The sequence below is a fragment of the Niabella beijingensis genome, from assembly GCF_020034665.1.
GTDB lineage: Bacteria > Bacteroidota > Bacteroidia > Chitinophagales > Chitinophagaceae > Niabella > Niabella beijingensis.
Genome location: NZ_JAIQDI010000002.1, coordinates 546,039 through 559,970, shown reverse-complemented (window position 1 = coordinate 559,970; position 13,932 = coordinate 546,039). Strand labels below are relative to the sequence as shown.

Annotated in this window: 11 protein-coding genes; 3 read left to right on the top strand and 8 right to left on the bottom strand. The window is 50.2% G+C overall.

Features of this window, described 5'->3' with window-relative positions; all coding sequences use genetic code 11:
- Window positions 1-153: 153 nt before the first annotated feature.
- From K7B07_RS18440 to K7B07_RS18430, 3 genes are read right to left on the bottom strand one after another with little or no spacing between them, the layout of a single operon-like run.
- A complete protein-coding gene (locus tag K7B07_RS18440; RefSeq protein WP_223712001.1) occupies window positions 154-600 on the bottom strand; it encodes a hypothetical protein in 447 nt (148 codons plus the stop codon).
- Window positions 543-2,252 carry a beta-L-arabinofuranosidase domain-containing protein gene (locus K7B07_RS18435; RefSeq protein ID WP_223712000.1) on the bottom strand — a complete coding sequence of 570 codons (1,710 nt, stop codon included), beginning with the start codon at window positions 2,250-2,252 and terminating at the stop codon, window positions 543-545. Before K7B07_RS18435 ends, K7B07_RS18440 begins: the two co-directional genes overlap by 58 nt.
- Window positions 2,242-3,000, bottom strand: coding sequence for a phytanoyl-CoA dioxygenase family protein (locus K7B07_RS18430; RefSeq protein WP_223711999.1), 759 nt, complete (start codon window positions 2,998-3,000; stop codon window positions 2,242-2,244). Before K7B07_RS18430 ends, K7B07_RS18435 begins: the two co-directional genes overlap by 11 nt.
- Window positions 3,001-3,453: 453 nt before the next feature.
- Between K7B07_RS18430 and K7B07_RS18425 the strand changes: the two genes are divergently transcribed.
- The 3 genes from K7B07_RS18425 to K7B07_RS18415 all read left to right on the top strand — a co-directional run bounded on the left by K7B07_RS18425 (window position 3,454) and on the right by K7B07_RS18415 (window position 6,626).
- Window positions 3,454-4,722 (top strand): MFS transporter, encoded by a 1,269-nt coding sequence (locus K7B07_RS18425; protein ID WP_223711998.1) that lies wholly within the window; start codon window positions 3,454-3,456, stop codon window positions 4,720-4,722.
- Between the two features lie 5 nt (window positions 4,723-4,727).
- Window positions 4,728-5,687, top strand: coding sequence for a hypothetical protein (locus tag K7B07_RS18420; RefSeq protein ID WP_223711997.1), 960 nt, complete (start codon window positions 4,728-4,730; stop codon window positions 5,685-5,687).
- 138 nt (window positions 5,688-5,825) lie between these two features.
- Window positions 5,826-6,626 carry an HpcH/HpaI aldolase family protein gene (locus K7B07_RS18415; protein ID WP_223711996.1) on the top strand — a complete coding sequence of 267 codons (801 nt, stop codon included), beginning with the start codon at window positions 5,826-5,828 and terminating at the stop codon, window positions 6,624-6,626.
- A gap of 77 nt (window positions 6,627-6,703) precedes the next feature.
- Here the strand turns inward: K7B07_RS18415 and K7B07_RS27960 are convergent, their stop codons facing one another.
- Genes K7B07_RS27960 through K7B07_RS18385 form a run of 5 tightly spaced genes read right to left on the bottom strand, consistent with a single transcriptional unit; the run spans window position 6,704 to window position 13,917 of the window.
- Complete coding sequence (locus tag K7B07_RS27960) at window positions 6,704-8,065, bottom strand: sialidase family protein (protein ID WP_262903583.1); 1,362 nt, start codon at window positions 8,063-8,065, stop codon at window positions 6,704-6,706.
- A gap of 49 nt (window positions 8,066-8,114) precedes the next feature.
- Window positions 8,115-9,860 (bottom strand): hypothetical protein, encoded by a 1,746-nt coding sequence (locus tag K7B07_RS18400; RefSeq protein WP_223711995.1) that lies wholly within the window; start codon window positions 9,858-9,860, stop codon window positions 8,115-8,117.
- Between the two features lie 32 nt (window positions 9,861-9,892).
- Window positions 9,893-11,338: a fasciclin domain-containing protein gene (locus tag K7B07_RS18395; protein ID WP_223711994.1), complete on the bottom strand. Its 1,446-nt coding sequence runs from the start codon at window positions 11,336-11,338 to the stop codon at window positions 9,893-9,895.
- A 42-nt stretch (window positions 11,339-11,380) separates the two neighbouring features.
- Window positions 11,381-12,310, bottom strand: a complete 930-nt coding sequence (locus K7B07_RS18390) for a DUF5017 domain-containing protein (protein WP_223711993.1) — start codon at window positions 12,308-12,310, stop codon at window positions 11,381-11,383.
- A gap of 11 nt (window positions 12,311-12,321) precedes the next feature.
- Window positions 12,322-13,917: a RagB/SusD family nutrient uptake outer membrane protein gene (locus K7B07_RS18385; protein WP_223711992.1), complete on the bottom strand. Its 1,596-nt coding sequence runs from the start codon at window positions 13,915-13,917 to the stop codon at window positions 12,322-12,324.
- Between the last annotated feature and the right edge of the window lie 15 nt (window positions 13,918-13,932).

The following is a 13,932-nucleotide window of genomic DNA, read 5'->3' as shown; positions in this document are numbered from 1 at the left end:
AATCCCTGTCATCATAAAAGACAAGGGCGCTCCTGTTCCCGCCGCTCAGAATCGCGGGCAGCATACTAAAGATCAGCACATTAAATAATAAGACTGAAAATCATATAAACAAACAGCAATTTTGAGGCAAGGATCCGGTAAACCCAGGCAGTATCATTCCTGCTGCAGTGCTTTGGTAATGTATTGAGGTACTTTTACCGGAGCTTTCAGACCATAGCCCATCAGTTTCCATGTATTTCGTGCGTACATATTACCCATATAGAGGGGCTGTGGCAGCCAGACCCGGTAAAAGTTCGAATCGTTCCATTGATTGCCGGCAGAAGCATAGTCGCACATAATGATCTTTTTTTCCCGGTGAATATGAAACACCGGGCGATCTGTAAAGGGCACTTCAAAGGCCATCCGGATATTTTTATCCGGCACCGCTACTGCTTTCAGATCAATATATACGTCCCTTTTACGGCTGTCAAAATCATGTACGGGACCTATGAACCGGTATTTCGGATTATTGGGGAATAGTTCAAAATGGCGGGAGTCGGGGATCAGCCATATGGCAGTATCCTGTTCCTGTACCAGGCGGTTGTCCAAAGCCAGTACCACCGGACCACGTACCACGGCCTGTTCTGTGCCGCCCGGGGCATGTACAATGCGGCCGCGGATGTCCAGTTCCAGTTCAACCTGATCCCCTGCTTCCAGGTACGGTTGAGAACAGCATATGCGCCAGCTTCGACGTGAACGGCCCGGCCATTTATTTTTAGTTTTGTCTTTTTGCTCCAGGCTGGTATACGCAGTGCCAACTGTAAGGTGGCCGGTTGTGACGTATGAACCGTAAACCGTACAAGACCCGATACCGGATAATCCGTCTCTTCTTTGATTTGTATCAACTGTCCGTTCGGCATACGATGGTCAATGGAGCCAGCATTGTAGAGGTTGATCGTAAGTCCGCCGCCGGGGGTTTTCATCGCGGCCCATTCCGGTGTGATCAGCAGGCCTCTGGGCCCGCTGGAGACACAGCAGCTGATATCGCAACCCTGTACACGGCTGGGCATCCGTTGTCCGTTCAGCTGGGAATGATAGGCCCACCATTCGCCCCTGGGCATCATGGCACCCAGCAGCCCGTTGTACAACGACGTTTCCATGTTATTGGCCCAGTGCGGATCGCCGGTAAGACGCAGCAGCTGATAACAAAGTTTCATCCAGGTAACTGTTGCGCAGGTTTCGTTAGGCTGCTCCAGCGTACCTGTTTGCGATAACGCGCCATTGTACCACATTTCATGATTGGATACCGTTCCGGTGATCATCAGTTCATAACGCTCAACCGCACGGGCAAACCGGATACAGGCTTCCAGATAGCGCCGGTGACCGGTGGCCCGGTAAAGCTCGCATAATCCTTCGAAGTCGGACATGAGTGTGTACGCATGGCGTACCTCGTACTGCACCGGCAGCAAACCGGCTTCCGCATTTTCGATCAACCGCAGCCCTTTCGGGGAATATTTTCCGGGCCTGCTCCAGGATGCCACAATATATTTACTGTATTGCAGGTATTTGCTGTCGCCCGTATATTCATACAACAGCACCATTGGTTCCAGGATAGAAAAGTTCACCCCTCCTTTATGAAAAGGCGGGCCATATGCTTCGAGGCTAATTTTCCCCGGTCCGGTTTTATTCAGCAGATAGCCGGCACTTTTCTGCGCCGCCCCGAGATACTGCCGGTTACCGGTTACTTCATACTGAGCGATCAGTCCGAGCAGCACATATTTCTGTATCCAGATGTCCCATACTGTAAATGCGTCTCCGGCATTATAGGTAGAAATATATCCGTTCTCAGAAGGTGTCCGGATCAACTCATCCATCGCCACACGGGCTTTCTCTTTTAATGCAGGATTGGACTGGTACCGGCAGGCCAGCGCTGCTGCTGCCGCCCACTTGCCAATGAACTCACCCCAATAGCCACCCGGATCAAGGTTCCTGGTTTTAAATATCCGGAGGAAAGGGCCTGCAGGCTGCAGCTGAACGCGGTTCCGGATGCACAATTCAATTTTCTCACCGAGATACCCGCGGATATTCACTGCTTCCGCAGTCAATGGCTGAAGCCGGTTTTTAACAGCAGTCACACGATGGACCTGCTGTGCACCTGCACCAAAAACAGTCAGTAAAAAAACAACCATTATAGCGAAAGCTGCAAAAAGATCATTACTGAGATACCGCGTGGTACCCCGCAACAGCTGCAACAGGCGAAAATTATTTTTCATTTTTTTCAAACCGTTCTTCATGCAATCGTTGCTGGTAGGCTGCTTTAGCCTCCAGGTCTTCTTTTGCAGAGGCTCCGAAATAAATAAACCCCAGTGCCTTCCTGGAGCGGGCACTTCCATTCGGATCGGTACGGTGAATGGTCATGGCATCATGAACCAGCAAATCTCCCGCCTTTGCCGGGAAAAACACTTCTTCTGTTTTATCCTGTTCCGAATAATCGGTGATGCCCTGGGAAAACCCCAGTGTTTGTGTACGTCCGTGCGGGCGCATGGGTTTTAAATGCGATCCTTTTATATAGCGTACGCAACCATTGGTTTCATCGGCAGGTTCCAGCGCCAGCCACATTGTAATGGCCTTTACCGGCTTCAGCATAAAATAATATCCATCCTGGTGCGGTGGTGTTGCCTTGCCGATGTGCGCAGGCTTATTGAAGTATTCGATATTTTTCGGAACCGCCGTATCGTCCAGCAATACGGCAGCCAGTTCCTCAAACCGGCTCCCTTCCAGCATTTTTTCAAAAAAAGGACTGTAGCGGTGCATATCCTGGAGTTGTTTCAGTGTGGCAGGGTCGCTCTTATCTTCGTAAAAAACATAACCGGGCGGCATTCCGGGAACCTGCTGTGCGATAAAGGTGTTGAGCTCCTCTCTGATCCTGGTGATCTCCTCCTCGCTCAAAAAGGCAGGAAGGAAGGCATATCCGTCGTGGTCATACGCTTTTTTTACAGAGGCATAATCTGTTGTATTCATAATGCAATTTTTTGATATCAGATAAATTCAAATTTAGACCAGCCTGAACGGTATATGCAGTACTATTTTTTGTACTATTAATATTTTTATACTTTGAGGGAGCGGTGAGATTTGAGAATTGAGATCTCAGATTTGAGAGTTGAGACGGTACCTGCTGCTTCACTGTCAAATCCCGGCTTTCAGCTGGCAGCGGTCAGCTATCAGACCTGAGGCAGCACTGCAGGTCTCGACGCCCGGCTCCCGGTTCTCAGATCTTAACTTCCAACTATCAGACTCCGGCATTGAGAGTCCTGTCCGGTTTTTTCAGGACACGGCAATTAAAGCAGACTGCTGCCATCTCAAATCTCAGTTCCCAATTCCGGAGTCTCTCACATCCATTCCTTTGAAATATAATACCACAATCGAAAAAAAAAGTAACAAGATTGTTATCTTGTAGGAACTATCTTCGGTCCGATGATTATCAATAACGATCTAAAGCAGCATATCAAACCCCTGCGTGGCGCCTGGCTTACTGTTCTTCTTTTATTTGTCGTCGGCTTTTTGAATTATCTCGACCGCATCATGCTGACCACCATGCGCGGCTCCATCGTTGAAGCCATTCCCATGACCGATGCACAGTTCGGATTGCTGACCTCTGTTTTTTTATGGGTATACGGATTGCTGAGTCCTTATGCAGGATACCTTGCCGACCGGTTCAGCCGCAGCAGGGTAATCATTGTCAGTCTTTTTATCTGGTCGGCTGTAACCTGGCTCACTGCTCATGCACAAAATTTTGAACAATTGCTGGCCACCCGCGCATTGATGGGGATCAGCGAGGCCTGTTATATCCCCGCTGCACTGGCGCTGATCTCCGACTATCACCGCGGCAATACCCGCTCACTGGCCACCGGTGTTCATAACGGCGGCATCATGATCGGCCAGTCGATGGGATTCCTGGGGGGATGGATCGCAGAGAATCATCACTGGAGCGATGCCTTCACCGTTTTTGGCGCATTCGGGATCCTCTACGCAGTGGTTATGTTTTTTACATTAAAAGATACTCCCGACCGCAGAAGCACGACACCTGACGATCGGGGGAGCGCCGCGCAGAAGATCAGCTTCCTCGATGGCATCAACGTGCTTTTTAAAGGCCGCAATTTTATCCTGCTGGTCATTTTCTGGGGACTGCTGGGCGTTGTGGGATGGATGATCGTAGGCTGGCTGCCCACTTATTATAAAGAGCACTTCAATCTTTCGCAAACCATGGCAGGCGTCTATGCCACCTGGTATGTCTACCCTTTTAGCTTTGTCGGAGTTATTTTAGGCGGTATCCTGGCAGACCGCTGGCACCGGAAAAACAACTATGCGCGCATCCTGCTTCCTGCCGTGGGTTTACTGATCGCAGCGCCTGCAGCATTTATAGCTGGCTCCACCAGCATAATGGCCCTTGCCATCGGAGGCTTTATGGTATACGCACTTACCCGTACGTTTACGGATACCAACCTCATGCCCATTCTTTGTATGGTCTCGGACGAAAAATACCGGGCTACGGGCTATGGCATACTGAATATGTTCGCCTGTATTGTAGGCGGACTGGGCATTTACGCCGGAGGTATTCTAAGGGATGCTTCGGTAAACACCCAGGTATTATTTAAAATAGCAGGTATCACTATGATCCTTTGTGCCCTGCTGCTGTTTATGATCAAAGGTTTCTACGCACGTACCCGTTCCTCATCAAATTAAAGTCAATGAAGGTTTTTATTACTATTTGCCTGCTTGCCATTCTTAATAATTCCTGTATGCCATCCTGTACCATCGACCAACCATTAAAAGACCAGGCGCTGCATGAACTGCGCGCCGTATTAAAAAACAATACCCTGTGGGTGAAGGTCCACGCGGCTGAATACCTTATCTGGCTGCAGCAGGACATTCGCGAAGTGGAACAGGCCTACCAGGCAGAATACGCGTCGTATCAGCAGGAGCCGAAATACCGCATCGGTATTTCAAGAGTACTGTATCAGACAGCCTCGGATCCGGAAAAGAAAAAACAATGGCTGAACAACGTGCTCAGCATTTTCGGGGATACCACGGCCCCCGACCGCATCCACGCAGCAGAAACACTTGCCAAGCTGAAGACCTCCCCGGTGCAGCAGTACCCGGATGCCACCGATGCTGCACTGGAAGATACCAGCCGCATCCTTCAGACCTATACGTTATGGGCCACTTCTTATACTTCAAAAGAACTGGAGGAAAAGAACAAGCGCCGGTTTATCGAAATGGCATTTAGTGACGAAGATTCCATCATCCGGAAAATAAGTGCGTATGTATTGCTAAAATCAAAGGACCTGAACCCGGGCGAATGGCATTCATTTGCAGAAAGGGCCATGAAAGAACCCGTTTCCGGCGGATTACGCAACAACCTGCTGTATACGGCTTTTGTAACGTATACCGGAGGCAATGAAGAACTGTTCAAAAAAATAAAAACGAAAATGCAGGATCACTGGGAGCAATTCAACGCCAGTCAGCGGATCGAACTGGCACAGGCACTGGCAGAACAGGGCACCTGCGAGCACCTTCTCATTCTTTCTGCATACCTGAACAATGAACACAATAATGGTCTTTATGACGCACAAAGCCCCGCCGGCGCTGATGTACGCGCTGCCGCCGCTTATGCGATCCTTAGAATCGCGGCGCGCGAGGCAGAATAATGATTACCTTAATAGCCGGGATTACCCCGGCGCTGTACAAGTAGTCTCTTCTAGGATAGAGTGGAGACAACCGGAAGGCGTAGCAGTCACCGACGCCGTTAACAACAATATCAATTCAGTATAAAATACAGATACGCAATGAGAGCAAGCAGGGTATTACAAAAACTAAGAAGCGGCGGTTTTGCCAGCTGTATCAAGATAAACATCTCAAACGCGCAGGTGGCTGAAATAGCCGCGCGCTGCGGGTTTGACTGTATCTGGGTAGATCAGGAACATTGTACTCCGGGATGGGACGTACTCAACAGTCAGGTATGGGCCACCAAGGCATATGATGCCGACCTGATGGTACGGGTGCCGCGGGGCAGCTACAGCGATCTCATCAAGCCCCTTGAGATGGATGCCACCGGCATCATGGTGCCGCATATTATGAACCTTGAAGATGCAAAAAATGTAGTGTACATGACCCGCTTTCACCCACTGGGCCGCCGGCCGATCGATGGAGGAAATGCAGATGGCGCCTATACCAATATGGACTTTGGCACTTACCTGGAAACAGCAAACCGGGAACGGTTCGTGGTCCTGCAGATCGAAGACCCCGAACCACTGGAGGAACTGGAAGCCATTGCCGCACTTGAAGGCTACGACATGCTGTTCTTTGGTCCGGGTGATTTCAGTCAGGGCATTGGTGCTCCCGGCGATTTCAATCATCCGGAATTACTGAAAGCAAGAACGCGTGTGGCCGAACTGGCACGGAAACACGGAAAATTTGCGGGCACTACGGGCGGCATCGACCATGTTGATAAATTCCGCAAGATGGGTTACCAGTTTGTAAGTGTGGGCGCAGATGTGGTAGGGCTCTCCTCCTATTTCAAAACACTTGCCGGTAAATTCAACGCCACTGCTGTAAGCGAAGAAAAAGGAAACGAAGCCTATAAGTAACAGAAGCCGTTTTTACACTTACAATTGTTCAGACCATCGAGAAGTGCGGCCGCGTTCGATCCTTTATCACTATGCTTCTATTTTTTATCCACTGTCACCTCGCGTACTTTGATGGCTTTGCGGACAGCCCCTCCGGTTGCCTGATAATGAAAATCGGAATAAATGATCAGGAACTTGTCTGGTCCCGTGGGCAGCAATCCCGTATACCCGCAGGAAACCTGCGCGGAACCACCATTCAGTTCTTTTCTGAAATCATTATCATGCGGCAGCATTTCAAAGGCCCGCGACCACTGCATGCCCCTGGCATCGGTTGAAAACCGCAGCTGTACTCCGGGGCGGCCGGAAGCCAGTACCAGCACACCATTCGAAAGTTTCAGCAGTCGCGGCAACACACCTGCCGGGGTGATGACGCGGGGCTTCGACCAGGTTTTTCCCTGATCTTTTGAATAACTGCCATACATCGGACCAATACCCGCACCATCCGTGGTACGGAGCACGCACAGGAAGGTACCATCCCTCAATATCTCAAAAGCAGGCTCTGTAAAACCCATCCTTTTTGCGGAAACCGAATCACCCGCAGCATCCAGCCGGAACGGGATCCTCCCCAGGATGCTCCAGTGATGGCCGTTGTCTGTGGAGCGGTAGAAGAACGCTCCGGAACGGGGATCGGTCACTCCGTTTTCATCAATCAAAAAGCCGGGATAGATGCCGGCAACCAGCGCACCATCTTTTGCCACTTTTATATCGCCCCACCAGACAATCGGCACCAGTCCTGCCAGACTGTAACGTGCTGCCTGCGGGTCATCCAGGGTCGCTTTTTCCACTTCCCATTTTGATCCTCCTTTTTTCAATCGTTTAAAACAAACACCCTGTCTGCTTTCCGGAAGTTCGTGCAACCGATAAAAAGTAAGATTTGATTTGCGGTAATTCTCATGGCCGATCCCCACCGGTTCCAGCAGCTGCAGCTCTTTTACGGGAACCGGTTTGGGTGTGTAGATGGCAAGGCGGTCTCCATTCGGCAGCAGCACTGCATTACCCGGCTCTTCCGTCGGTTCACTCCGCCAGCTCATTCCACCATCGGTAGAAACTGCCGTGCCCTGCGTATCTGTGCCGTAAGCCTCTATTGCATCATTAGCGAGGTTCCATTTAGCAACAATGGCACCTCCGGCGGTACGATCGATATTGGGGAACTGAAAAAAGCCCCATTTCTCCGGCTTTGATGCCACGGAAATTACTACCGGTGCTTTCATACGGATATTGAGTACTGTTTTTCCCGGCTGAAGATAGCGGAATGCCGCAGCATCATAAGCTGCAATACCTTCCTGTAATCCCCTTCCGGATCGGAAAGAGGGATCTTTAATAGTGATGAGCGCAGCCGGCTGCTGTGCCCGGCCCGAAAGGGCAAGCCCTGACAGGAATAAAAAAAGAAAGATTTGCATGTTAACTGTTTTCAGGATCATTCTGTTTTATTTTACACCGGTACCGGTTTTATTGTAATTCGGCTGTAATGGTCTGCGCCAGCGACAGAATCATATTATTGTCTTTATCCGCGTTGCTTTTATCAACGGGTTTCCGTGCATCCGCTATCCATGCCAGCACACGGGTCTGGGTACGTGCCTTCATCACTACTCCAGTGGCAGCATTTACCCATTGTTCCCTTTTAAACAACAGCTTTCCTCCGCGTTCATTGTAATACCGGTAGGCGGTTAACCGTTTTTTATCCACGGCGGTTGAGGTCAGCAGGTCGGGCACACCGATATCCAGATCTTTCAGCCACAGTTCCTCCGCCGTACGCAGCAGCCTGCATCTGATACCGTTCACCATTTCATCCTGCACATAAGTAACCGGTAGCTCCAGTTGCCGCACGGGAGGGAGATCCGTTCCCTGGAAAGCAGGTATACGCAGCGTTTCCAGGCTTTCCCATCGATCACCGGGCTGTAACCCATCCACCGGCAGTAACGCGATCAGTGAAGCAATATCAGGTGCCAGCCAGCCGGCAGTTGTACCGTTTGTTTTAATATCTGTTGCTTTTCCCTGTCTGCTGGCTATAAAGCGCACCGATTCTCCGGCAGCGGCCACAGTGCTGTCGAACCAGCTGAACTTCCCGATACGGGCTTCAAGCGCTGCCGCCTTTTGCCCGTTAAGCCCATTGCTTATCAACGAAACGGTTGCCGTTCCTTCCAGGTAAGGCATACCCGTTTTTTCACGCGGATGGAACAGCCGGTAAACTGGTTTAGGCAATGCCGAAAGTGAGTTGGCTACCGGTATGGCCTGCAATCCGGCAACCGTTATCTTATAGTTAAATGCCGCATCTTTGTTATACCGTGCCGGGTGTACCTCACGATCCGGTTTTAGGTAGCGGAACAACTGCTTTAATATCCGCTCATTCTCCGCCCAGGGGCGCGACATATTTCCGGTCCAGGAGCCAATGTCCCCTACCAGGATCACTTTCCCCTTTCCCGGTCGTACCTGCACGATGCCCGCACCGCGCACATGACGGTCGGGATAACCGGCATCAGAAGCCACTTCCATAAGCACTTCCGGCTTAACAGCCCCCGGCAGTATTTTCAGGGTACAGCCCGCGCCATAATGAAATACCGGTACATCATAAAAATAGGGATGGGCATTTCCAATGGGCACATCGGAATAATGCGTGTCATCAAAATTCCAGGCCAGGCCAAAAGCATTCACCAGTTTTTTGAGCTGTATGCTTTCGAAATCCTCGGCAGATCTGTCGGGCGTAGTGGCGTTGATCATAATCATCAGGCTTCCGCCACGGTTTACAAAATCAATAAGCGTTGCGATCTCTTTATCTGAAACGGCCGGTACTTCCGGTACTACTTTGGGATTATCGGGATTGAGGATCAGCACCGCCTCCTGATCAGCCAATACTTCCTGGGTAAAGGGCTGCCGCCCGATCGTAATCTGGTGCTCATCGCCCAGTGCTGTAAACACCGGGTCAAAAGTATTGGAGTGTACAAAATCATTCCAGGCATACCGCCCTGCTCCGGCGATCCAGCTGCCGGTAACGAGGTGATTGCCTACCCTGGTATTGGGCAATGAATGATGATAATAATCAAACCAGATCCGCAGGGGTTTATGAGGCGCTGCACTGTAAACAAAAGTGCCCGTGTTATCCGCAGGCTGTGCGAAAACACCCGTTGCGCCAAGGACAGCAGCAAGCGTCAGCAACCAGTAAAGAGAATAATTAGCGTTATAAAAAGGTTTTATCATATTTCAGTTTTAAGGATTGATGGCAACCATGGCTAAGGAAGCAGCATCTGTCCGATAATATTTACGATACCGTTGGTAGTAACGATATTCCGGGAAAGCACATTGATGCCGTTGCTGTTGGAGCCACCCTGAACAGCATAGCCCGTACTGCTTACACCGGTGCCGCTATAAAATACGGTGACCGGCGTATAACGCAAATTCCCGTCGGCGGGGTTTACGGCGGAGAGTAATGTAGGTACTGTACTGTTACTGGATACGGAGATATTATTAATACGGCCGTTCACAAAACTATAGCGCAATATCCGCGAAAGTGTTTCAGGAGTTGCCGCTTTTAACGATTCGGTTGTAGGATACCCGGCCAGGCGAAAGCCGTTGTTGTTAAGCGCAAAAACTGTATAACTGCTGTCGTTCTGTGTCAGCAGTCCGCTGAAGTTGATCCCTCCGGTAGTTCCTGCCGCCTCCACGGCAGCATAAAAATAACTGAGGCTTGTATCCGATTGAATGCGTTGCAGGGAATTCATGACGATCGGTTTGGGAAGCAGCCGGCCCACGCTATGGATTACTCCCCTGCCGGCCGTCATATTTGAAGCGCCGCCTCCCAGAAGAACGCCTTCTGCATATCCCATACTTCCCAGCCAGGGGTTGGTCCGGTACACATCGAAATAAACCGGAACGCCGTTCAATGCAGCAAGCGGCGTCCTTATTGCAAAGTCCGGCATCAGCTTCCGGTGCTCCAGCAGGTGATAACTCAGTATCTTCGACAAGCTGTCTGCGCTCAATGCCTGTACCGCTGCTACATTTGCCAGCCCTGCATCTGTAAATGCGGCGTTGGTAGGTGCAAACAACGTATAGGCAGCTTCCGGATCGCTCAGCAATACTCGGTAGTTGGTACTGCCTTCGCTGGCCTTTATAATAGCGGCTATTAAAACTGAAAACGGCGCGCCGTTATAGGCATTCAGCCGTTCAAAGATCGAGGACCTGCTGAATAAAAGTGTATTGATCACATTCAGACTGCCGTTCGTTACTTTTATATTACTCCGCATTACATCCCCTCCGTTCAGGTACACATTATCCCCCGTCTTTTGCACCAGCAGCGGAAACCCGCTGGCCGCATTAAGGATCTGCCCGTTATTCTGTACCATAATATCGGTGTTACCGGGCAGCAGGTGATTTTTGACCAGCCATACCACCGAATCCCTGGGCATGTTATACAGCATGGCAGTTGTGATCCCCGCTCCGGAGAAGGCAGCATTTGTGGGAGCGAACAATGCATAGTTACCGCTTTTCAGTTCTTCCGCCATACCGGCCTGATCCACGGCATATTTAAATACCGAAAAGCTGGCTTTATCGTCTGTTATTACCTGATAAAGGTTTACGGCACCGGGTACTGTTTCGTAGCTTCCCTTTTTTGTACAGGACGTAAAAAAAACAGCAATGAGGCATAAATAAAGAAACTGTTTTACAGGAACAGGATTCATGATATGGAGTTTAAATAATCAGGCACAGGCCAAAAAATATGTTTACTGAACAGTTATTTTAATACGTTTCACAATGTTCTTTTCATCCCAGCGGTTTACATTCGTTGCCACAAATACCACCTCATAGATGCCGGGCCTTGCATATCCGGGGAAGGTATATTCTTTCTGAATCGTAGTATTGCTCAATTTCACATTTGTCCCCAGGTCCGGTTTGATACGATCCAGGAAAACAGGCTGTGAAATAAGCCAGTCCTCGGTTTCAGGAAAATCAGCATTACCACCCCACATCAGTGAGGAGGTGGCATAAATAAACCAGGTACGCAGCGAATCCTTTACCATTACAGTACCCCACGACATATTACCGGCCGCTACATTTACTCTCGAGCCGTCTGGCAGCAGGTTGTCCACGGAATAATTCCGCAGGTACCAGGCGCGTCTTGTGGCCTCATTTTGTGCCTCATGATACCGGAATGCCAGGTAAATGGCCGAATCCCGTCCCTCTGCATTTTTTGAAGCGATACCTGAAAGATCTACAAAACCCGAAGCCGTATATTCTGAATTGATACCGGTAGACCACTGTGCTTTGTCAGTGAGATTGATCCAGGTAGCGGCGGCTACGTCCTTTACCGATAAAATGCCGTTATAATCCCTGGATGCAAAAAGCTGCATGGTGCTGTCGGCCACTCCCGGGTTATTTCCAAACTGACGCAGCGACTCGAAGGAGAACTGCGGTGTGCCATTGCTTATAGTGATCCGCTGCCGGTTCTCATAAATACGTGAAGAGTCCCCCGCCCAAAAAGTGATGGCATCGGCACCTCCCGTAAAAGTGAACGTGATGGAATCGCCTACACCAACCGTTGTATTGCTTGCAACCACATCAAAAACCGGTGGCGGCACATCCACTCCTTTCTTACAGGACGCACATACCAGCAATAAAATAGCAGCCTGCAGGTATCGTTGTTTTCTTTTCATTGTAATCTTTTTTAGAATCCGGGGTTTTGTGTACACAATGAATTTTGCTGTAGTTCTATTACCGGCACCGGCCACAGTGTGTCTCTCGGCTGATAATTATTCACAATCGTTGTTATAAAATTCTTCCTTGTCGCATTTACTGCGGGTTGTGATGCATCGTTTACATCATTCTTCATTTTTTGCAGGGTCTGCTCATACAATCCCCAGCGTATCAGGTCATGCCGGCGCAATCCCTGATAAGCAAGCTCCATCAGGCGTTCGTTCTGTACGGCCTGTAAGAATGCCGCCTGGTCCAGGTTAGCGGCCAGGTCTGCTTCCTCCGGATCACCGGCCCCTGCCTGAAGTTTTCCCCAGGCGCGCCTCCGTACCTGGTTGATGCAGGAATAGGCCAGTGGTGTAGGGCCTCCACTGACGGCATTCTCTGCCTCGGCAATCATTAATAAAACATCCGAGTACCTCAGAAAGGGCCAGTTGACCGGTGTTGATTGAGTGATATGCGGAGGCAGGGAATAATTCAACCGGTACAGTCCCATATTCCGTTCATAGATCTGGGTAGCGGACCAGTTCGTACGCGCACCATTGCCGGAGTTATTCCCGTAAGAATACGGGCAGATCACCCAATCACGCCGCTGATCTTTTGCCTGGTACATATTATACAGGATCCTCGTCGGGAAAACCTGGCCAACCATTACACCTGTATCCGGCACGTTGCTTACAGGACCATCCAGGTAGCCCAGATGACATCCCAGCGGTGTTCCGGCAGTTGCAACATTATTATCCAGTTCCCACAGACTTTCTTTGGGATCGTATTTGTCAGCGATATAATTGATAAAGACCTGCTGAAAGCTGGGATTCAGTTCATGCAGACCGGAGTTCATTACCTTTTGCGCCCATTTGTTCGCCTCCTGGTATTTTGAGGCATCATGCAGCGGCGCCCCGGCCATGGTAAGGCATACCCTTGCCAGCATTCCCTGAACCGTGGATCTGGAGGGATAACCAGCCCCGCCATAACCCGGTACATCAGCAGCCGGAACCATTTTTTCCGCGGTCTCCATATCTTTCAGGATCTGCGCGTACACGGCCGCAACGGGGCTTCGTGCAAGTGCTTTATCCGCAGGACCTGCGGTAGGTGCCAGACGGAGCGGCACCGCCCCCCATTCGTCTGCCAGTATAAAATAATAAAAACCGCGCAGGAACAGGGCCACCCCGATGATGGGTGCTTTGCTTGCCGAATCCAGTGAGGATTTCTGCATCTGGTCCAGCAGGAAATTACACCGCTGAATGGCCTGATAACAGTTGGTCCATCTGCTGGCAAGATTTACATCAGTAGCATCGCTCAGCAAGGTAGCCGGTGAATACACCACATTTACAATAGTGGTAACGCCGTCCTCCGTATTCGCAATGCCCCGGGCCTGCCACCAGCCGCTGAACATCCATTGTGACCGGAGATTGAGCATACAACCGTTCAACGCCTGCCGGGCCAGTTGTACAGAAGAGTAATCCATATTAGGCGTCAGAAAATCATTCGACCGGGTGTCAAGGAATTTCTTACATCCTGTCATAAAGAACTGCAGTATTACCAGGACAACGATTATTATTTTTTTCATGTTCTTAATTAATCA

Coding starts and splice junctions, on each gene's coding strand:
- K7B07_RS18390 (WP_223711993.1), bottom strand. CDS start 12,310: ATGAAAAGAAAACAACGATACCTGCAGGCTGCTATTTTATTGCTGGTA.
- K7B07_RS18435 (WP_223712000.1), bottom strand. CDS start 2,252: ATGAAAAATAATTTTCGCCTGTTGCAGCTGTTGCGGGGTACCACGCGG.
- K7B07_RS18425 (WP_223711998.1), top strand. CDS start 3,454: ATGATTATCAATAACGATCTAAAGCAGCATATCAAACCCCTGCGTGGC.
- K7B07_RS18385 (WP_223711992.1), bottom strand. CDS start 13,917: ATGAAAAAAATAATAATCGTTGTCCTGGTAATACTGCAGTTCTTTATG.
- K7B07_RS18430 (WP_223711999.1), bottom strand. CDS start 3,000: ATGAATACAACAGATTATGCCTCTGTAAAAAAAGCGTATGACCACGAC.
- K7B07_RS27960 (WP_262903583.1), bottom strand. CDS start 8,065: ATGCAAATCTTTCTTTTTTTATTCCTGTCAGGGCTTGCCCTTTCGGGC.
- K7B07_RS18420 (WP_223711997.1), top strand. CDS start 4,728: ATGAAGGTTTTTATTACTATTTGCCTGCTTGCCATTCTTAATAATTCC.
- K7B07_RS18395 (WP_223711994.1), bottom strand. CDS start 11,338: ATGAATCCTGTTCCTGTAAAACAGTTTCTTTATTTATGCCTCATTGCT.
- K7B07_RS18400 (WP_223711995.1), bottom strand. CDS start 9,860: ATGATAAAACCTTTTTATAACGCTAATTATTCTCTTTACTGGTTGCTG.
- K7B07_RS18415 (WP_223711996.1), top strand. CDS start 5,826: ATGAGAGCAAGCAGGGTATTACAAAAACTAAGAAGCGGCGGTTTTGCC.